This is a genomic window from Xanthobacter sp. BG11Y11_SDJG (assembly GCF_057364445.1).
In genome coordinates, this window is record NZ_JBNFNU010000001.1 from 46778 (window position 1) to 66896 (window position 20119).

The window sequence follows — 20119 nt, forward strand, 5'->3', positions numbered from 1 at the left end:
TTGTCAGGCGCTATCCTCCCGCGGATGTTTGGGAGGCCTCCCAGCCTGCCCCGTCACTGCATCATACCCATCGGTCCCATTGGGCTCGTCATCAGTTGATCAGCCGCGCGCTTCTGCTCATCGCTGAAGCCCGCATAAAGCGGCGCCACCGCTGCTTTGATCTTCTCGATCGTTCGGAGGCAGACGGTGAGCGCCTTCTCGGTCTCGTCGATGCGTGCCGGCAGAGATCCGCCGCGCGCATTCATCATGCTCTCGCGCATCCCCATCATTGCCGTCGCACTGGCCCGCGCGGTCTCCGCGAACGTGCTCCACTGGGTCTCCTGCGCTGCCGTGATCTTGAGTTCTGCCTTCAAAAACGCCAGCCGACCCTCGATGTGGTCCGTCATCATTCCCATCATGGGCATGGCGCCGCTACCCATCATCGACATCATGCCACCCGACGGCATCGGAGGTCCGGGCACATTTATCGATTGGGAAGGAGCCGCAGCGCCGTCAGCCGGATGATGTTCATCGGCCGCCAACGCAGGAGCGCCAACCAAGAGCATGGCGCCGAAAAGAAGATGTGAGCTTATCTTGATCATCCAAGCCGACTCCATGTTGATGTGATGCATTGCCTGCTGGAACCGTCATCAGTCCGTCGTGTTTAATCCGCGAGGCCGAGTCGCATGCCCTTAGCCCTCTCCGGCTTGGCTATGTTTCGGACCGCTGAGCCGTGGAATGAAGCCCGGAACGTCCTGCATGTATCGTTCATAGTCAGAGCCGAATTCGGCCAAGGACTCGCGTTCTTCGGCGCGCGCGAGGCGCACGTACATGAACACCAGCACCGGGAACATCGCGAGTGTCAGCAAGGTCGGCCATTGCAGCAGGAAGCCGAACATCACCAGCACGAAGCCGACATATTGCGGATGCCGCACATAGGCGTAGACACCGCCGGTGGCGAGCGTGCGATGGCGTTGTGCTTGATACAACACCTTCCAGCCGGCCGAGATGAGGATAAAGCCGCCGCCGATGAACACGAAGCTCAGCAGGTGAAACGGCCCGAAATGCGGATTGGCTCTCCAGCCGAACATCTCCTCGAGAAGATGCCCGGCGTCATGGGAAAACCAATCGACACCCGGAAAGCGGCTCTGCAGCCAGCCCGAGAGCAGATAGATCGTGAGCGGGAACCCATACATCTCGGTGAACAGCGCGACCAGAAAGGCGCTGAAGGCGCCGAAGGACCGCCAGTCGCGCTTGGTCTGCGGCTTGAAGAAACTGAAGGCGAAGAAGATGAAGATCGCCGAATTGATAATCACCAGTGACCAGAGGCCATAGGCAGGAACGTCGTCGTGCATGGTCGACCTCCGGACCGTTGATCGCGGCTCAGTGATTGTGGGGCTGGTTCTTGCGAACGTCCGCTGATCCGCTTCCGCTATCGTCTCTGCGCCCATGTCCGCCGTGGCCGCCATGCATGAAAACATGCATCAACGGGCAGGCGAGGATCAGCAGGAACGGCAAATACCCCAGATACGGGATGAGATGCGCGCGGTGCTCGGTCAGAAGATAGAAGGCGCCGATCGCGAGAAAGCCGATCAGGACCCAATTTGCGCGGGAGCGAAAGAAGCCACCCTCACTACCATGACCGTCATGTTCCATGGAGACTCCACCCACATCAGACCGGGACGCACCGGCACGCCCTGCAATCGTCTAGAGCTCGCTAGACGATGCAGGCTGGCATCGACCTGGCGCCATCCTCCGAGCGACACGACAGCGCTCGAACCATGGCCGGCCATCTGTTCTGAATCTTTGATCCCGGTTAAACTTGTGCCGGGTATGGGCCGAAGCAGCAGGATCGATCAGATGTTCCGCCTGTCCCGCCCCGCGGCAGCCGGCGTCATGCGGCAACGAGAGCGGGAAAGCAGGCCACGAGCTCCTGGATCGTCCTCACGCATGGCCCGAGCCTCACATCGATCCCGGCAGCACAAAGTCTCTGTTTCTCTGGCTCGCCGATAAAACCGCAAACCAGGCGACCCGGTCTGGCCGCGACAATGAGATCGCATAGCGCGGCGGACGTGCGCTGGGGATTGGCGTGGAACTCTGTCGCGCCCGTAAGCGTATCGACGATCCATATTCCATCGCACTTGCCGAAGAAGGGGCATAGTGCTGGGCCCGCGTCGGTTTTCATCACGATGACCGCAATGCGATTTGCCGGCGGGGGTGGTACGCAGGCGGACCTAGCCATCGGCTCCTCGTTTGAACACCAGCAAAGCGAGCGAATTATATGACCGGCTAACATATCGGACTTTAAACTCGATCAAACATTCGCGTGGGCGGGGCGGCACCTCACAATCTGCAAGGTGTCCGGCGGACAGCGGGAAGGCGCCACGCGCGCAGGGTTCCGGGCGGTCGGTGCGCACGACCGCCACTTGATTCAATCAATCTCGTCGAGCCTTTCCCCGTATAGGTTTCCGCCGGGCTAATTGGTAGCTGCGGGGCCGTGTGGTAACTTGCGGCTCAGGCCTTCTTGGAAAGAGGCGGATGCTACGGTTGCTCGCCATATTGATCTTTGCCACGGCGATCTTCACGACGCTGAGCGGGCGGAGTATGGCCGGGACTGTAGCGATCAGCGCCGACGCGACTATGGTGGTCGTAAGCGCTTCTGACTTTCGGCCCCATATTGACGAATGCGATGATTGCCCGGAGTGTCCGAATTCGGACAAGACCTCCTGTCCGATGAGTAGCTGCTCCTGCCCGGCGGCCTGCTCAACGACTTTAGCGCCCCTGCCTGGCAACCTCCCGGCCCATGCGTTCCACCGCTCTTCAGCGGGGATGCGGCCCGAAGAAGCCGATCCAAACTCAGTCGTCCCCGGACTCGACCCCCCAGTTCCTCGGCGCTCGACCTAGCGGGTCGATCGGCCCAGCGGAAGGCGATCCAGCTTCCAACGGTTCACGCCTCGCGTGGACCGGGATGGCGGCTGGATTGACCAATCTCCGCTGGCGTCGCGCCGCCAAGGCGGCCGGCTGAGCCGGGCGACCTGGTCAGATGGATTCAACCTTCCAGGTGAAACCGACCAGATCGAGGACTGTAATATGACTCCGAGCCAAGCGTCTTATTTGGAGAGCACTATCCGAGCGTCGCGGGATCACGCCCATGGCCGATACGAAGGTCTGCAACCCGGCGTGCTCCGGTCCCCAGTTCCCCGGGGAGCCGCAAACACAATCAGTGATGCGGAAAGGAACGCCCGTATGCCGATGCCGGGGAATGGCACGACAAAGCAGCTACCGGGTTGTGAGGCTTGCTTCGCCCGGGTTAACCGGGGTTTGTGCGGGGATTGCCAGCCGGGATCTCCATGTGCGGTCGCGAGTTATAAAACTGCTGATCGGGAATACAAGGTCGGCCAGGATCTCTTCAGCCTGGGCGAACCGTGTGACTCAATATTCAATCTCCTCGAAGGTTGGGTTATTCTTTACAATATATTGGATGACGGTCGGCGACAGATTTTGCACTTCGCTTTGCCGGGCGCTGTGCTCGGATTCCATCCCGGCGGCGGCGCGATGATGACATATGGCGCGCAAGCTCTGACTGACATCGTCGTCAGCACAATTCCGCACAAGGCTCTACAGCCGATTGTCAGCCAGCAGCCCGAGTTCGGTCTGCGGCTTGCCTGGCTGGTCGCGCGGGATTGCACCTTGGCCTACGATCGCCTTACCAGCATTGGCCGGCATTCAGCGCGGGAGCGCGTTGCGCACCTGCTGCTCAAGCTGTTCGTCCGCTGCCGCGCGCAATGGCCGGGCAGTCATATCGAGGAGATGAATCTTCCGCTGACCCAAGAAGATATTGGAGATGCAACGGGTCTGACCTTCGTCCATGTCAACCGGGTGCTGAGGGATCTGCGAAAGGATAGGATCCTAGAATTCCACTATCGACGGCTCCGAATCCTCGATCCGGACAAACTCGTCGACGTTGCAGGTCTTGACCCGCAACTCGTCATGTCCTGGATTCGCTGATGAATGATCGGCCGGGACAATATGGAATGGAGCGCGCGGAGTGTCCGATCCAAGCGCTGCTTCGTGCTGGCGCGTCCCGCTCCTTCGGCTCCATTGTCGCACAAACACAACTGCTGATTTTCCGTCGCCACCGACCCTTGCGTCGCGGCGTCGCCCGTCGCGTCTGCGCCCAAGATGCGATCTCACACCACGACGAGGCTACCTCGAACATCCCCATCGGGCCGCCGAACTTGCCGGGTTTGTCCGGCATGATCTCGACGCAAACCATCTCTCCGGTCGGCAGGTCCTGGCGCTTGTTGACGTCAGCGAAAATGACCCTTTCGGAGCCGGACACCAACTCCTTCCGCCGAAAGCTCAATCGTACCAACTTGCCATGGCGAACGACGATGGTGTCGAGCCTATACCGCCGGTGGCGTTGCTGGCCGTGCTGAGGCGGGAAGATCGTAAAGCGCCTGGAAGACCCGCTCCTCCGCCGTGTCGCGCTGCTTGCGGCCGTTTTCGATAGCCTCGGAGACACGGTCAATCGCCTCCCGCTCACGACGCAGATTGCCATCGTCCTCCGGCAGTGGCTGCCGGCGTTTCTCGATCAGGCGCGCGAGTGCAGCGACGCCATGCATCCATGGACTGAAGGATTCCGACATCAGGTAGCGGCTCGTGCGCATGGGATGGAGCCATTCGAGCGTTGCCGCGGTCCAGGGATTGGAGGCCATACGCACGAATGGGCTGACCATGGTCTTGTAGAACTGCTCGTTCACCTCTGAGCGATGGCGAACCTGCTCGAATGCTGCCCGGGGCGTCTCGAACCGCAGATCCTCGACGGCCCGCTCGTCGAACCGGACCGAGTATTCCGGCTTGCGGCAGTCCGGATCGCCGGTCGGATTGTCGATCTTCATCTCGTAGAGACCGGGAGCGAGGGTCTCGATCTCGCCGAGGCTTTCGAGGATTGCGCGATGTTCGAACCTCGCCACCTTGGCTGACACGAAAATGCCGAGATGGCCGGCATGGGGGTTCGTCAGGTAGATGATGCGCTGACCAGCGGCCTTGAGATCGTCGGTATCTTTGTACACCACCGGGATCCAACCGAGCGCCTGGTGCGGCGGGGTGATGTTGTCGCCATAGGAGGCGAAGATCACCAGCGGATTGCGAATGCGCCGAAGGTCGGCGACGCACCCTTCGCAGATCCGCATCTTTCCCTCCTCGAGGCGATTGCCGATGAAGAGGTTCTCGACGATGGCGACGATCTCTTCCCGGCTGAGCAAATAGAAGCCATTCCACCACCGCTCGAACTCCAGGAAGCGCTCCCGTTCCGTGTCGACATGCGTGAACAGGTTGGCGTATTTTTCCCAGACGGCTTCGGGCTGAAGATTCTCGAAATTGAAGGCGAGCCACGCACCGTCCAGGCGGCCGTCGTTGAGATCGGCGAGAAGATGGGTAGCCCAGACGCCGCCAAGCAGCCCGCCGGCGATCCGCATCGGATTGACGCCTGATTCTCCCGCCCAATAGGAGAGCGGAGAGCCGTTGAGCACGGCCGGGCCGACCAAGCCTTCGCAATCCGCCGAGAGCAAGGTGATCGCCCAGCCGGCCTGACAGTTGCCATAGAGCACCGGAGGCTTGCCGGGGTGGCGTTTGACCACGTCCTCGACGAAGCGCCGGAGCGTGTGCAGCACATCGGCTAGGGTTTGGCCCGCGCAGGGTTCAGGAAAGAAGGAAACGAAATAGACCGGATAGCCCTCGTGCATGGCGATCCCAACCTCGGAGTCGCGCTTGAAGCCGCCGATGCCGGGCCCATGGCCGGCTCGAGGGTCGAGGACAACGACGGGCGGCTTCGCCGGATCGACACAATCCTCAATGCAATCGTCGCCGATCCGGGTAATCCGCAGGAGGGCGTAGTTGACGGGTCGCTCGAAGCGGCGGGCATCGACCAGCGTCTCATAATCGAAGTCGAGAAGCGGCGGCTTGCCGGCCCGCTCATGCGCGATCATGTTGTTGGCGCGCTGGCGCAGCGTATCCCAGAACAGAATCGACCGTTCGAAGAAATCCCGCTGATAGGCGAACGGATCATCGATGTTGATCGGCGGTCCGGCTGGATTCGCCGCGACGGCCGGTTCCGGGCTCTTCAGCGCGGCGGCCGCTGCGATATCCCGCCGAACAGCCAATTGCCGACCCGGCGACGCCTTCGGCTGGTCAATCAGCGCGGAATCCGATCTTGCTTCGGGCATCACCATCTCCATCATCCGATCTTTAGGGCGAGGACGTTGAACAGCGGCCAGAAGTCAGGATGCTGTGTCAGCCATATACCAAGGTCTCGACAAGACCCCGCCGAACGCTCTTCAACCCAGCGTGCGGCTAAGATGCCTTGACGCTGCTTCTGGCGTCAGGGGTTTCAGTTGCTTGCTGACGAATCTCACCTGCGGTCTCCCGTGCCATGTTCGCGCAGTATTGCTGGACCTTCTGCGAGAGCTCGAGCCAGGTCTTCGTCTGCAGCGACGTCTCTTCCAGGATGGCCGCCATGACGCCCGATTCTGCGGCGACCACGTCCTGCGGTCGCCGGCACTGGACGAATTCCAGAAGCGAGCGTCCGATACGCTCGTTGGCGCCGAGGAGAGTGCTCATCTGAGCGCTGTATGTCTCGCCATAGGCCTTCTGCAGATCGGTCGTGAATGCCTGGAACCGTTTGAACTGGCCGTCGAGCTTGCCGGTATTGTCGACGCCCGACAGTCCCCACCATGTGAATACAGCGTTCACGCGATCGAAACCAACGGGCGCTTCACTCTTCGTAGCCATTGTTCTCTCCTTCATTATTTGGTTGCGGCTTCAGGAATTCGACGTTCGGTTTATTGTCACGGGTCGCTTTTTTCGCTCTCGCGGTCAGTGGAGAGCCTCAAGCGCCAACGCGACCCCCTGACCGCCGCCGATGCACAGCGTCACCAATCCGCGCCGGATACCGTCTCGGTGCATCGCGTGAAGGAGGCGGGTCGTCAGCACGGCTCCTGTCGCACCGATCGGATGGCCATGTGCGATGGCGCCGCCCTCGACATTGACGATGTCCTCGGGGAGCCCGAGTTCCCCGATGAGCGCCAAGACGATCGCCGCGAAGGCCTCGTTGATCTCCACGCGCTCGACGTCGCCGAGCGTCCAACCAGCGCGATCCAAGGCCTGCCGCACCGCGGGAACAGGCCCGAGACCGAACAGGCCGGGTTCGACCGCGCCGACCCCGAAGGCCACAAGACGGGCCATCGGCGTCAGGCCATGCTTCTCGGCCCAGCGGGCATCCGCAACGATCATGCCCGCGGCGCCGCTGTTGAGGCCCGGTGCATTGCCGGCGGTAATGGTTCCATCCTTGCGGAAAGCCGGCTTCAGCTTGGCCAGCGACTCCAGCGTTGCGTCCGGGCGGTTGTGCTCATCCTTGTCGAAGATCGTCGGCCCCTTGCGACCGGGGATTTCGATCGGCGCGATCTCGGCATTGAACATGCCGGCCGCCTGCGCCGCGCCAAAGCGCTGCTGCGTCCGCTCCGCCCAGCGGTCCTGCGCCTCGCGCGTCACCTGAAACTTGCTGACGAGGTCCTCGGTCACCAAGCCCGAGTGGTGATCGGAGAAGGCGTCGTTGAGGCCGTCGCGCAGCATGCTGTCGTAGATTTGGGCATCGCCCATGCGGTAGCCCCACCGTCCGCCAGACATCAGGTAGGGCGATTGGTCCATGTTCTCCATGCCGCCGGCGATGGCGCTCTCGGCGAGGCCGAGCATGATCTCCTGCGCGGCGGTCGCGATCGCTTGTGCACCCGAGCCACATACCCGGTTTATGGTCATCGCTGGAACGCCGACCGGAATGCCGGCCGTGATCGCCGCCTGCCGCGCTGGGTTCATCTTGGCGCCGGCCTGGACGACCTGCCCCATCACCACGGTGCCGATCGCGCCGTCTGCGATCTTCGCGCGCGACAATATTTCCCTGATCACCACCGCCCCGAGATCGGGTGCCGCTATGTCCTTCAGCGTTCCGCCATACGTGCCGATGGCTGTCCGCACCGGGGCGCAGAGCACGACGTTCGACTGTGCCATGTGGATGTCCTTTCTATTTCCGGGGGGCGCCATGCCATGAACAGGCCGCCATTGGCGGTGACCTTCGAGCCCGTGACGAACGTTGCCTCCCCGCTCACCAAGAACCGGACGATGCGTGCGACCTCGTCGGCATTGCCCAGCCACCCGACAGGGATTTGCCCCTCGATTTTTGCAAGAGTATCTTCAGACATGGCATCAAGCGTGTCCGTTGCGATGTAGCCGGGCGCGACAACATTCATCTGTGTTCATTGCATTCATCCGTCCTGGGGCGGCGACTTGGTTTCGTCGGCGAGACCGCGAGCTCGTTGGCGAATGCGCTCGGCCTCATCGCACCGGCAATCGAGAAAGCCGTGGACCGGACAGGTCAGGCACATTTCCTCGAGCCTCTTGCGGAGCGCCTGGCGCCCCCTGTGGAGCCTGACCGCGATGTTGTTGAGCGTGGTGCCGAGGCTGGCGGCGATCCGATCACGCGGCTCGCCAAGAATGTCAGAGCGCCAGACGACGTCGGCATATTCGGGCTTGAGCGTCGGTAGCAGCTTATGCAGGCAGTTACAGACGGCCTCGTCGGTTTCTCGATCCGGCTCGATCGGCAGGCTCTCCACATCCGACTGGTCCATGTCGACCTCCTGGCGACGGCGTCTGATGGCGCGTCGCTGGTGATCGACGAGGGCGGTCGCCAGAATGCGCCCGAGCCAACCGCGAACCGTGCGGACGTCCCGCAACTGCCAGGCGCGCTCGAGCGCCCGAAGCGAGAACTGCTGCAACAACTCTTCGGCCTCGTCCCGGCTGCCTACCCGATGATGCAGAAAGACCAGAAATTCTTCGCGTGCCTCGACAAGCGCTCGTCGTACAGCCGCGTCCGCCGGCTTCGCGGCTTCCTGTCCTTCCGCATCACCTTCCGAATGCCGGACATCCTCTTCATGCCTATTGGTCATCGTCCAGCCAAATCTTTCAATGGTTGAGACGTATTCTTAAACTGTCCCTATCAGAACCAGACAGAATTTGACGTTACGACCGCACCCACCCACGTTCTTTAACGCAGATCAAGCTTTCCTCTGCCAACCCTCGTTATGAATTCCTCTTGGATATCTGCCTTTCTGGCTGCGGCGGGCTGCTATCGCGGCGGGTTCGGAACGGAGCGCCCCCCGCCGGTGCTTCGCACGCCGCCGTAGAGCTTTGGCCAGAGGTGGGAGGGCTTACGACCATGCGAGCAAGGAGTGTCGGAGTGGCGCTGAGCTTGCTTCTGCTTTCTGGATTGGCCCACACCACGGCAGCGGCCCCTAGCGGCGACAGCAGGGTCGTCAGCGATGTCCAGATCTATATGGGAATCCTGCTGTCGGAATTGATCCGCGGTCATCCGCAAGGCCACACGGAGAATTCCATGCATAGCGGGCAGCCCGCCACCCGCGGGGAATTCCATATCGTTGGGTCACTGTGCAAAGCCTCCGCTTTTCGCTGGATGGGAAACAGAGTGAGCGGGCACATCGACATCCGCCGCATCAATCTTGTGTAATCGCTCCCAGTTCTGGATGTAATCGCGGGTCAACGGCGCGGCATTGACACGCTTACTCACCTGAATCTGGAAATTGATCAGGCCACCGTGACGAAAGGCTGCTTCGCAACTGGCCAGGTAGAATTCCCACATGAGACAGAACCGCTGGTCATAGATTTCCGCGACGCGCCCACGGTTTGCGATGAAGCGTTGCCGCCACGCCTTCAGCGTTTCTGCATAGTGCAGCCGCAGTATCTCGATGTCGGTGACGTACAGCCCCGCCTGCTCGATGGCGGGCAGAATCTCTGACAGCGCCGGGACGTACCCACCCGGAAAGATGTACTTGTTGATCCAGGCGTTGGCCGCGCCCGGACCATCGGCGCGCCCAATCGTATGGATCATTGCGACCCCGTCGTTCGTCAGGAGGCTCCTGACCTTCTTGAAGTATTCGCGGTAATGTCCCACCCCGACATGCTCGAACATGCCGACCGAGACGATGCGGTCGTACCGGCCTTCTTCTTGGCGATAGTCTTTCAGTAGGAATCTCACCCGGTCCCCCAAGCCGGTCTCGGCAGCGCGGCGTTCGGAGTATGCGTGTTGCTCGGTCGAAAGTGTCAGGCCAGTCACGTCAACAGCGGCGATCTGGGCAAGATAAAGGCTGAGCCCACCCCACCCCGATCCGATGTCGAGAATCCGCTGTCCTGAGCTCAGTAGCAACTTAGCCGCCAGGTGCCGCTTCTTTTGTTCTTGCGCGCGCTCAAGGGTGTCGTCGCTAGAATTGTAGTACGCACAGGAATACTGACGGTCTGCGTCTAGAAATTGCTCATAGAGTGTGTCCGAGAGGTCGTAGTGGTGCGCGACGTTCGCACGTGCGACTGGGATGGGATTGTGCTGAACAAAGCGTCGGACGAGGCGACTCAGGGATGCACGCGCGCGCCTTACCCCTTGGCCAGAACTCGAGCCGATGTTTGAAAAGCAGATATCCAGAAAACCGTAAATATCCCCGTCATCCACCAATAGCGCGCCATCCATGTAGGCCTCGCCGAGGGCAAGATCTGGATTGAGGAGCAGGCGCGGAATCACAGCTGGATCCACAATACGAATCGTAATCGACGGTGTGCCATTGCCGATGTGATGGATGCCTCCGTTCGGAGCGATCACAGTCAATCTACCGTCGTGGATGATCTGCCCGAGCATCTTCCGCAACAGGAGCATTGTCGCATTCGTGCTCACGTTTTTGAGCGACCGAATTGGGCTTGATCGGCTCACTTCGATATCAATCGATTGGTGCCTCTCAGAAACGGCGGAAGCAGACGAAGGATCGGATGGGATGCTCATTCTCGGACCCACGCTGACGACGGTTGGCTGCCAATCAACCCTGCAGGGCGGGCGCGTTCTTTGATTGGAGTTAAACATCGGTATTCGATGATGGCTTCAATCGATCGCCGATGAGAGCGGCCGCGACGACGGCTCGGGTGCCCCGTGAATGCACGATCGACCCAAGGAGATCTTCAATGGCATTGATGAGAGCAGCCGTTTTGTCGAGCCTGGTCGCATTGTCCTTGATGAAAAGGCGATTCCAGAGATTGGTCCGCTCGACGCGCTCATCAGGATTGCGGCCACGACGATCTGTGGAACTGACGTGCATATTTTCAGGGGCGAGTATCCGATGGAAAAAGGCCTGACCATTGGTCACGAGCCGGTCGGAGTGATCGAGAAGCTCGGTTCTGCCGTTTCCGGCTTTCACGAGGGCCAGCGTGTCATCGCCGGCGCGATCACACTAAGCGGTCACAGCAATGCATGTCTTTGCGGCTATCACTCGCAGGACGGCGCGGGCACCAGGCACGGCTGGAAACCGGCGGGCGGCTGGAAATTCGGCAATACGATCGATGGCTGTCAGGCCGAGTTCGTGTGCGTCCCCGACGCCATGGTCAATTTGAGTCCCGTACCGGACGGTTTGACCGACGAACAGGTGCTGATGTGCCGGACATCATGTCGGCAGGCTTCGTCGGTGCAGAGAATGGAGACATCCGCATCGGCGATAGCGTCGTGGTTTTCGCTCAAGGGCCGATCGGGCTTTGTACCACCGCCGGCGCCAAATTGAGAGGCGCCACGATTATCATCGCCGTCGATGCAATCGCCGAACGAATGGCCGTGTCGCACATGCTCGGCGCGGACTTCGTCGTCGATTTCAAGAATGCCGACCCCGTCGAGGAGATCATGAGGATCACGGATGGCCGCGGGGTCGACGTCGCGATCGAAGCGCTGGGGACGCATACAACCTTCGAGGCTGCGTTGGGCGTGCTTCGGCCGGGCGGCACGCTGTCGAGCCTCGGCGTCTACTCGACCAATCTTCGGATTCCGCTCGCGGCGTTCGCCGCAGGGCTGGGGGACCACAAGATCGTCACGGCGCTGTGTCCGGGCGGCAGGGAGCGGATGCGGCGGCTCATGGACGTGATCGCTTCCGGCAGGATCGATCTGACGCCGCTCGTCACTCACCGCTACAAGCTCAACGACATCGAGAGTGCCCATGAGCTTTTCTCCAATCAGCGTGACAGGGTGTTGAAGATTGCCATTACGCCCTAGTCCCTGCAGGGCAGCTTGCGGCTAGTACGTCGAACCCGTCCACGCGTTTTGCTACATTTCTCTATGAGGCGGCGCGACACAGCAGCTACTCCGCGACCAAGCCATTTGTGATCGCCGCTTTGTCGTACAGGAATACGATGTTGGGATCGGGAAGGTCGCGAGCTCGGTCTTTGCCCTCGAAGTCAAAGCGGGTCAGGAGATCTCGGATGACATTGAGCCGCGCGTTCGGCTTGTCATCAGCACGCACAACCGTCCACGGCGCAAATGGCGTGTGCGTGCGCGCCAACATCTCGTTCCGCGCAGCACTGTAATCGTTCCAGTGCTTCGCCGCCGCATCGTCGATGGGGCTGAGCTTCCATTGCTTGAGCGGATCGTCGCGGCGATCCTTCAGCCGGCGCTTCTGTTCGGTTCGTGAAATATCCAGATAGTATTTGAGGATGGTGACACCACAGTGAGCGAGCAATTGCTCGAACAACGGAGCCGTCATGAGGAACTCGTCATATTCCTCGTTGGTGCAGAATCCCATCACCCGCTCGACACCGGCGCGATTGTACCAACTGCGGTTGAACAACACGATTTCCCCGCCTGCCGTAGGTGCGGCACCCACCGCTGAAAATACCACGACTTCTGATCGCGATCGGATGGTTTACCCAGGGCGACCACGCGGGTCTCCCGTGGGCTGAGATGCTCGATGATTCGCTTGATTGTTCCATCCTTGCCGGAAGTGTCGCGCCCCTCGAAGATCACAAGCACCTTTTTGTCAGAACTGATGAGGTACTTCTGGAGACGCGCCAAGTCTACTTGAAGGTCATGAAGTGCCTCCTTGGCCGCCGCACGCTTCTGTTTTTCGCCCATTTGGAACTCCTGCTGGTATGCGCGCTTTTGATGCTGGTTCCTCGCTGAGGCGATCCAGACTTAGCGAGCGAATTCGATCATGGCGTCGTTTCGAGCAGCCCGCGGCAGCGGCCATGTACCAGAAGCCTCGAAATGCCGATGCTTGCGACGAGACCTCCCACGACGACGACGGCCGCGAGCATGAAGGGTGCGTTCGGCAAGAAGGCGAGGCCGAACAACAGACCTCCGGCGGCCGATCCGCTAGCCTGGCCCAGACTTGCTGCCGCGGTCTGTCTGCCCAACTCGATCCCTTGCCGCTCATCGGCATTGAGCGAAATCCAATAGGTCGCGATGGGGGAAAGGATACCCGCGCTGGCCGCGATCGCCGCCACGACGACGGCGGTGGACATGGTCGCTTCCGCGAATGGCACGGCCGCGACGCTCACCGCCAAGACAGCGAGGGCGGGCGTGAGAAACCAGCGTGTGACCTCTGGCTTCACGAGCGGCGAGAAGACTACCGTTTGGGCGACCAACATGACGAGGCTGCACACGCTGAACATGAGCCCGATCTGGTAAGTGCTCATGTTGAGAATTTGCGTTCCGCGAAGCGCCAGGCTGACTTCGAAGGCTCCCAGAGCCGCGGCGGTTGCGAATGAGATAATAAGCAAGCGTGGCAACGCAGCACCGGCCTCAGGCCCGCTTGCAGTCCCCCCCTCGCCAGGGCTGCGCTGAACAGAGCCGGGCACGAAGATCCATATTGCCAGCGCCACAACGAGCGAAAAGCCCGATATGGCAAAGTAGGGCGAACGAGAGGCCGCAACCTCGCCCGAGCCTGGAACGAGGGCAGCGGTAACAACTACGGTGAAGCTTCCCAGCATCGGTCCGACCAGAAAGCCGATGGCGCCGGCAATGTTGAGCAGAGCAAAGCGGCGCGCGCGCCATTCCCTGGACCGAGCATAGTCGCCGACAAGAGCATAGGCCGCCGGCACAATGGAAGCGGCGAACAGCCCATTCAGGAAGCGGCCGAGATAGAGCAGCGGGAGGCCATCGGCAACCGCAAACAGTGCCAGGGTCAAGGAGAATCCAACCAGTCCCGCGAGCAGCACGGGGCGGCGGCCATGCCGATCCGCAAGGCGGCCCCATAGAGGTGCGAACAGAAACAGCGCGAGGGTGTAGGTGCCAGTCAACATGCCGGTGTGCCGCGACACAACAATGGGATCCGTCGTTCCTGCGAGCCGTTCGATCGCAAGCGGAAGTATCGGCAGAAGGAACCCATAGCCCACGGAAATCGTGAACATTGCGAGCAGCAATGACAATGCCATCCACCATCGCAGTGGCTGGAAGGCGGTTGCCCCAATCACGTCGCCGCCTCGGCCGCGGCTTCCGTTGGTCCGCTTTGGATTCTGCTGCCGCGCGTAATGCCGGCCCGCCACGGGCGGTTGAGCATCAGGACGTTGATCGCCACCAGTACCGAACGGCTGGAGATAGCGAGAGCGGCGATTTCCGGATTGAGCAGCATCGGGCGCTCACGCGGCACCGTCTACCTGGGCCCGGATCGCGGCGTCAGCCACCACCACAGCAACCGGATTTCTTCGGGTGATGACCAGCACTGGAGACCGGTTGGTCCTGATCGCTGGCAGGCACGGCGGTGTCGGGCGCCGCCGCGCTTCCGTGATTCCCGCGGGAGCCAGGGGCATTCGCCTTCTCCGAGGCTTCCGTGCCGGTATGGTCCCCGCCACAGCAGGACGACGCATTCGAAACCGAAGGCTCAGGGGTCGCCTTGGTGTGGTGGACGGAGGTGTTGCTCATTCCGATGGCTCCAGCTTTCGGGGCATGACGATCGAGGGCGGCTTTGCGGGCGCTTTCACCCTATGCCGCCCATGCCCTCCCATTTCGTCATTTTCCAGAGTAGGCGCTGGTCCGGGCAGGCATCTTTAACCTCGATTAAGGTCCGTCGTCATTGGGGCGCCCATTGTTGTCGTACTAGATGCTCCCCCTTGGACTCAACATTCCGGTTGTCTCACTTGGCCGCATTTCGACTTGCATCGCTGCGATACGCGGCGGTTGGAACAGGGAAACCCTCTGGCGCCGGGCTATGTCGCTCGGATCAAGACTCGACCTGGGCTCACGGAACCGGCCACTCAAAATGCGGCAGCGTCGCAAAGGCGGCATAGCCGAGCGCTATTGCCGCCACCGTGGCGCCCGCCAGCGGGAGCCAGAAACGAACCGGTCCCGCGGCGGCAGCGATGGACAGGCGGCCAATGGCATTCGTGGCGAGCGCCAGAAGGACGGCATGTCCGACCGCCTCAACGGTTGCCGACTGCCCGAGCAACCGCAGCGCGCTGAGCACCGCGATGTCGACGTCGAATAGTCCCGAGATGGCAGAGGTCGCCACCATCCCGCCGCTGCTTCCGACCGAAAGGGCGGCGCTCACGGTGGAGACGACTGCGAAGAGCACCGCGAACAGGATCAGCGGCCCCACCTCGAAGGGGTTGCGCGGCGATTGCGCATCTTCACCCGAGACGGTGTGGCGCGACAGCAGGATGAGACTGCCGCAGGCCGCAAAGCCGGCGAATGCGGCCAGGATGGCCAGACCCGCGACGCCCAGCACCGCCGGCGCGATGATGGCGACGATTGCGGTAACCCGGATCGCGGATACGCCCGCCGCAAGGATCGCGGCACCCGCCAACGGCCAGGGATCCCCTCCCGTCCTGGCGGTCCGCGCCAGCGACAGGGTTACCGCGGTGGACGAGATGACGGCCCCGGCAAGACCGCTGACCAGAACACCCCGGGTGGTGCCGAGAACCCGCACCGCGATGTAGCCGAGGAAGGAGATCGCCGCCGTCAGCACGGTGAAGAACCATACCTGCCGGGGATTGAAGCCGCCCCAGGGATCGACCGCTCGATCGGGCAGCAGCGGCAGGATGATCGCCGTCATCACCGCGAGCACCAGAGCCGAACGAAGCTCGATCCAGGAAATTCGCCTGAGAAGCCCGTGCAGAAGCTCGCGACTGGCGAGAACGGCGGCGAGCGCGGCCCCGCCGGCGGCGGCGGCGCGTTGATCCCCGACGACGGCAAGCGCACCCAGGGCGAACACACCCAGCGCGGCGATGGTGCCGGTCACGCTGTAATCCTCGTCGTGGAGGGATTCGCGCGCCTTGTACCAGGCGAAGACCGCGGTGAAGGCGAGGAAGCCGGCGATCAGGATGGAGGGGGCGTCGAGGCGGACGCCGAGAGCTGCCGTCGCGCCGCCGAGCAGTCCGGAAATGCCGTATGTCCGGATGCCCGCCGCGCGCCCGCCCTCCGGTGTGTCGCGCTCACGCCATCCACGCTCCAGGCCGACGAGCAAGCCGATGGCAAGCGACAGGCCGAGTTGCAAGATCAAGACGTCCATGGCTTGGTCCATGATGGATAAGTCACCCGATCTGCATAGCTGATCAGGATTTCTGCCCGTTCATCCGGAGCAGTAGCTTGTCGCACCGATGGAATGAATGCCAAAGCGCTGCCGCGATCCACGTGAGAATCCGTGGCCCTGCACATTGCGTTCAACACGCTAGGGAGCGTAGCAAAGCTGAATTTCAGCTTGGTCGCGGCGGTGCCAATGACTGCGTAGAGGCGATAGGAACCTTGGAGATACACGCCGCAGCGAGCGAAACATCCCGCGCCGCATCCTCATTTGTGCCGCCTGTAGAAACGCAGGAACTGCGCGTTGATGGCGACGATAACGGTGCTGGCGGACATGAAGACAGCGGCGACGGCCGGGGTCATCAGGAAGCCCGTTCCGAAGGTGATGCCAGCCGCCATCGGGATGGCGATTGCATTGTAGCCGGTCGCCCAGATCAGGTTCTGCACCATCTTGCGATAGGTAGCGCGTGACAGGCCGAGGATCGCGGCTACATCGCGCGGGTCGCTCCTGACCAAGACGACATCGGCGGATTCCACCGCGACGTCGGTGCCGGCGCCAATGGCGATCCCGAGATCGGCCACAACCAGCGCTGGCGCGTCATTCACGCCGTCGCCAACCATGGCAACCTGCAGTCCGCGCGCCTGCAACTCCACGATCTTCTCGGATTTCTGATTCGGCAGCACCTCGGCGAAATACTCGGCTATGCCAAGTTCCTCCGACACCGCTTGCGCGACCCCCGTGGCGTCGCCGGTGAGCATCACGGAGTCGATGCCGAGCGACTTCAGTTCGGCGATGGCCGCCTTCGATTCCGGCCGGACGATGTCGGCCAGCGCGAACAGGGCGCGCGGCTCGCCATCGCGGACGAGGATGACCACCGTCTTGCCCTGAGCTTCCAGTTGGTCGAGCCGATCGCGGCCGATCGCCTTGCCCTGCCTTGCGAGATGGCCGGGGCTCACGATACGGATGTCGGCGCCATCGACCTTTGCGACGATGCCCTCGCCGGTGATGTTGCTGACCTCGCTGGCCTTCGGGATGGTCAAGTTGCGAACTCTCGCCTCGGCTACGATGCCGTGGGCGATCGGATGCTCGGACTGGCTCTCGGCCGCTGCGGCGAGGGCGAGTTCCTCGTTCTCGTCACCGCCGGCGAGCAGCACGATGTCGCTGACGCCAAACCGGCCTTCCGTCAACGTGCCGGTCTTGTCGAAGACCACAGCGTTCAGATTGCGCGCGCGTTCGAAGGCCGCGCGGTCACGGATCAGAAGTCCGTTCCCAGCGCTGAGCGAGGTGCTGACGGCGACGACGAGCGGAACGGCAAGCCCGAGCGCATGTGGGCACGCGACCACCATAACCGTCACCATGCGCTCAAGCGCGAACTCGAGCGACTCTCCGAGAACCAGCCACCAGACGAAGAGCGTGCCGAAGCCGACGGCGAGAGCGATATAGGTGAGCCATGAGGCGGCGCGGTTGGCGATGTCCTGCGTTCTGGAGCGCGTCGCCTGCGCCTTCTTCACGAGATCGATGACTTGGGCGAGATAGGTAGCGTCGCCCGTAGCGGTCACCTCGATGGTCACGGCATTGGCGCCGTTGATCGCGCCGCCAATGGCGGTGGCGCCGACCGTCTTGGAAACCGGGCGGGATTCGCCGGTCAACATCGCCTCGTTGAAGCCGGATGACCCCTCAATGATCTTCCCGTCCACGGGCACCTTGGCGCCCGGGCGTACGAGAACCCGATCCCCCGGCTGCAATGCGAAGATGGGAACCTCTTGCATCGAGCCGTCGGCGCCGATCTTCGTAGCGCTATCGGGCAGCAGCCGGACCAGTTCCTCGAGCGCCCGCGAGGCACCCATCACGGAGCGCATCTCGACCCAGTGGCCGAGAAGCATGATCGCGACCAAGGTCACGAGTTCCCAATAGAACGGCTCTCCCGGAAAGCCGAAAGTGGTGGCGGCCGAGAAGAAGTAGGCCGCCGAGATCGCCAGGGCGATCAGGGTCATCATCCCGGGCTGCCCCTTGCGCAGCTCGGACGTGAAACCGGTGAGGAATGGCCACCCGCCATAGACGTAGGCGATGGTCGAGAGCGCGAATAGGACGATGCTGTCGCCCGGAAATGCCATTTTCTCGGCGATGCCAAACCAATGCTGGATCATCGGCGACAGAAGCAAGACCGGAGGCGTGAGAACGAGCGTGACCCAGAAACGGCGCCGAAAGTCGGCGACCATCGCGCCATGATCATGCCCGGCATGCTCGGAATGACTGGAACCGGCTGCCGCCACGATCGTGGGATCGGTGTGACGATCATCCTGCCGCAGGCTGCCAGCATGATCGGCATGACCGTTGTGATCGTGGGCATGTGGCCGGTCGGAGGTCATTCTACGCAATCCTGCTGTTTGTTGCGGCCTTCGGGAGATTGTGGTGCTTACGGAATCGATGAAGTTCGGCCTGCGCACCCCCAACGTGGGCGCACTTTCATGCCGCGCCTGTTTGGTCGCCGGTTGCTCAAGGCATGTCTTTGATCGAGGTTAAGTTCGCCGATGGGCCAAGAGGTCATGGATGAAGCTCAATTTGGCGTCGTGCACCAACGGCCGAGCAGGCACGGCTTGCCGGGCCGAATCGTGAAAGCTCGTGCGGCCAGCGATTTCGGGAAGACAAGCCGGCTCTCGGACAGAGAGTTCGCCCCACGCTTCCATGCGTGCGCTAGGCAAATTCGTCTGGTCACGTTCTTTTCATGCCGACGACCATTCGACGAAGAACCTCGTCGCGCTGGACGAAATGATGCCAGAGGGCAGCGCTCACATGAACGACCGTGACGGCGAGCAGCAGCCATGTGAGAACTCAATGGATTGGGGCGAAGGCCGTGCTGTCCACATACATCGCGACAATGCCACTAATCGGCAGCGCCTTCCGAATGCTCTCCGATCGTTCGTCCATGGCTGTGCGCTCAACTTGGAATCGGGCTGGCGCCGCGGAAGCGCATGAACACGCTCGGCGGTTCGGAACCAAAAGCCATCACGTCGTAGGTCTCGGGTTCCATTCCGGCGACGTCCATGCCGGGTGATCCCACCGGCATGCCGGCAACAGCAACTCCGCGCACGGACGGCCGGGCAGCCAAGAGCCGGGCCAAAGCCGCGGCCGGAACGTGGCCCTCGAGAAGGAAGTTCTCGACCTCGGCCGTGTGGCAGGACCAGAGCGCCGACGGAATCCCAAAGCGAACTTTGATCGCGTTGATCCTCGGCTCCTCGACGATCTTCGTGGGAAAGCCGGCCTTCGCGATGTGGTCGGCCCAAGCGCTGCAGCAGCTGCAGGACGGGTCCTTGTAGACCGTGACCAGAGGTTGGCCAGCGGCCCTGGCAGCCGCCGGCGCGAACAGTGTCGCGCCCGCGAGCAGGAGCATGCGTCTGCGGTCCATGTTCATCGGGCAATCCTCCGGCGGACGGGGAGCGCTGCGGCGCTCCCCGAGACAACGAGATGTTACTTCGACTTGTCGATCTTGGTGACCGTCAGTCGGCCGCTCACCCGATCGGCCTCGAACTTCACCTTGTCGCCCACCTTGACCGCTTTCAGCATGGCCGGGTCGGCGACGGCGAACACCATCGTCATGCCGTCCATGTCGAGGTTCTTGATCGGCCCATGCTTGAGCGTGACCTTGCCTTGGGCCTGGTCGATCTTGGTGATCTGCCCGTCGACCGGCGCGGTTTGCGCCAAGGCGACGGTCGAGAACGCGGAGATCGCTGCTGCTATCATCAGTTTGCGCATGTCTA

19 protein-coding genes and 2 pseudogenes are annotated in these 20119 nt (G+C 62.0%); 3 read left to right on the forward strand and 18 right to left on the reverse strand.

Annotation, left to right across the window (positions count from 1 at the left end):
* Positions 1-53: 53 nt before the first annotated feature.
* From AC2W7M_RS00250 to AC2W7M_RS00265, 4 genes are all read right to left on the reverse strand, one after another.
* Positions 54-581, reverse strand: coding sequence for a Spy/CpxP family protein refolding chaperone (locus AC2W7M_RS00250; RefSeq protein ID WP_246429779.1), 528 nt, complete (start codon positions 579-581; stop codon positions 54-56).
* A gap of 90 nt (positions 582-671) precedes the next feature.
* A complete protein-coding gene (locus tag AC2W7M_RS00255; protein ID WP_183856731.1) occupies positions 672-1334 on the reverse strand; it encodes a methyltransferase family protein in 663 nt (220 codons plus the stop codon).
* Positions 1335-1362: 28 nt separating this feature from the next.
* Positions 1363-1635, reverse strand: a complete 273-nt coding sequence (locus AC2W7M_RS00260) for a DUF2933 domain-containing protein (RefSeq protein WP_281810074.1) — start codon at positions 1633-1635, stop codon at positions 1363-1365.
* Between the two features lie 238 nt (positions 1636-1873).
* Positions 1874-2275 carry a NifB/NifX family molybdenum-iron cluster-binding protein gene (locus tag AC2W7M_RS00265; protein WP_484573313.1) on the reverse strand — a complete coding sequence of 134 codons (402 nt, stop codon included), beginning with the start codon at positions 2273-2275 and terminating at the stop codon, positions 1874-1876.
* 950 nt (positions 2276-3225) lie between these two features.
* On the opposite strand from AC2W7M_RS00265, the gene AC2W7M_RS00270 reads away from it, so the two are divergent.
* The gene (locus AC2W7M_RS00270; protein WP_246429780.1) at positions 3226-3987 is read left to right on the forward strand and encodes a Crp/Fnr family transcriptional regulator; all 762 of its coding nucleotides are present in this window, start codon (positions 3226-3228) and stop codon (positions 3985-3987) included.
* Positions 3988-4385: 398 nt separating this feature from the next.
* Here the strand turns inward: AC2W7M_RS00270 and AC2W7M_RS00275 are convergent, their stop codons facing one another.
* The 5 genes from AC2W7M_RS00275 to AC2W7M_RS00295 form a co-directional block, all read right to left on the reverse strand.
* On the reverse strand, positions 4386-6218 hold the full coding sequence (locus AC2W7M_RS00275) for a DUF3141 domain-containing protein (protein WP_394117595.1): 1833 nt from the start codon (positions 6216-6218) through the stop codon (positions 4386-4388).
* Between the two features lie 115 nt (positions 6219-6333).
* On the reverse strand, positions 6334-6771 hold the full coding sequence (locus tag AC2W7M_RS00280) for a hypothetical protein (protein ID WP_183856737.1): 438 nt from the start codon (positions 6769-6771) through the stop codon (positions 6334-6336).
* Between the two features lie 84 nt (positions 6772-6855).
* Positions 6856-8043: a thiolase family protein gene (locus AC2W7M_RS00285; RefSeq protein ID WP_183856739.1), complete on the reverse strand. Its 1188-nt coding sequence runs from the start codon at positions 8041-8043 to the stop codon at positions 6856-6858.
* The gene (locus AC2W7M_RS00290; RefSeq protein WP_183856741.1) at positions 7974-8282 is read right to left on the reverse strand and encodes an SDR family oxidoreductase; all 309 of its coding nucleotides are present in this window, start codon (positions 8280-8282) and stop codon (positions 7974-7976) included. The genes AC2W7M_RS00285 and AC2W7M_RS00290 overlap by 70 nt, the downstream gene beginning before the upstream one ends.
* 15 nt (positions 8283-8297) lie before the next feature.
* Entirely contained in the window at positions 8298-8660 is a 363-nt protein-coding gene (locus AC2W7M_RS00295) for an RNA polymerase sigma factor (RefSeq protein WP_393985946.1), read from the reverse strand.
* Positions 8661-8699: 39 nt separating this feature from the next.
* Here AC2W7M_RS00295 and AC2W7M_RS00300 point away from each other — a divergent pair, with 39 nt between their 5' ends.
* On the forward strand, positions 8700-9005 hold the full coding sequence (locus AC2W7M_RS00300) for a hypothetical protein (protein WP_393985945.1): 306 nt from the start codon (positions 8700-8702) through the stop codon (positions 9003-9005).
* A gap of 467 nt (positions 9006-9472) precedes the next feature.
* Here AC2W7M_RS00300 and AC2W7M_RS00305 read toward each other — a convergent pair whose 3' ends face one another.
* Positions 9473-10750 carry an SAM-dependent methyltransferase gene (locus tag AC2W7M_RS00305; protein ID WP_183856746.1) on the reverse strand — a complete coding sequence of 426 codons (1278 nt, stop codon included), beginning with the start codon at positions 10748-10750 and terminating at the stop codon, positions 9473-9475.
* A gap of 271 nt (positions 10751-11021) precedes the next feature.
* On the opposite strand from AC2W7M_RS00305, the pseudogene AC2W7M_RS00310 reads away from it, so the two are divergent.
* Positions 11022-12121: pseudogene (locus AC2W7M_RS00310) on the forward strand (zinc-binding dehydrogenase).
* Between the two features lie 85 nt (positions 12122-12206).
* Here AC2W7M_RS00310 and ppk2 read toward each other — a convergent pair.
* From ppk2 to AC2W7M_RS00350, 8 genes and pseudogenes are all read right to left on the reverse strand, one after another.
* Positions 12207-12976: pseudogene (gene ppk2 / locus AC2W7M_RS00315) on the reverse strand (polyphosphate kinase 2).
* A 77-nt stretch (positions 12977-13053) separates the two neighbouring features.
* A complete protein-coding gene (locus AC2W7M_RS00320) occupies positions 13054-14277 on the reverse strand; it encodes an MFS transporter (RefSeq protein WP_183856750.1) in 1224 nt (407 codons plus the stop codon).
* Between the two features lie 35 nt (positions 14278-14312).
* Positions 14313-14474 carry a hypothetical protein gene (locus AC2W7M_RS00325; protein ID WP_183856752.1) on the reverse strand — a complete coding sequence of 54 codons (162 nt, stop codon included), beginning with the start codon at positions 14472-14474 and terminating at the stop codon, positions 14313-14315.
* Between the two features lie 606 nt (positions 14475-15080).
* Positions 15081-16349, reverse strand: coding sequence for an MgtC/SapB family protein (locus AC2W7M_RS00330; protein WP_183856754.1), 1269 nt, complete (start codon positions 16347-16349; stop codon positions 15081-15083).
* Between the two features lie 278 nt (positions 16350-16627).
* Positions 16628-18730, reverse strand: a complete 2103-nt coding sequence (locus tag AC2W7M_RS00335) for a heavy metal translocating P-type ATPase (RefSeq protein WP_238123034.1) — start codon at positions 18728-18730, stop codon at positions 16628-16630.
* Between the two features lie 343 nt (positions 18731-19073).
* Positions 19074-19181 (reverse strand): hypothetical protein, encoded by a 108-nt coding sequence (locus AC2W7M_RS00340; protein WP_210308519.1) that lies wholly within the window; start codon positions 19179-19181, stop codon positions 19074-19076.
* Positions 19182-19299: 118 nt separating this feature from the next.
* Positions 19300-19773 carry a DUF411 domain-containing protein gene (locus AC2W7M_RS00345; protein WP_183856756.1) on the reverse strand — a complete coding sequence of 158 codons (474 nt, stop codon included), beginning with the start codon at positions 19771-19773 and terminating at the stop codon, positions 19300-19302.
* Between the two features lie 56 nt (positions 19774-19829).
* Positions 19830-20114 (reverse strand): copper-binding protein, encoded by a 285-nt coding sequence (locus AC2W7M_RS00350; protein WP_183856758.1) that lies wholly within the window; start codon positions 20112-20114, stop codon positions 19830-19832.
* Positions 20115-20119: the final 5 nt, after the last annotated feature.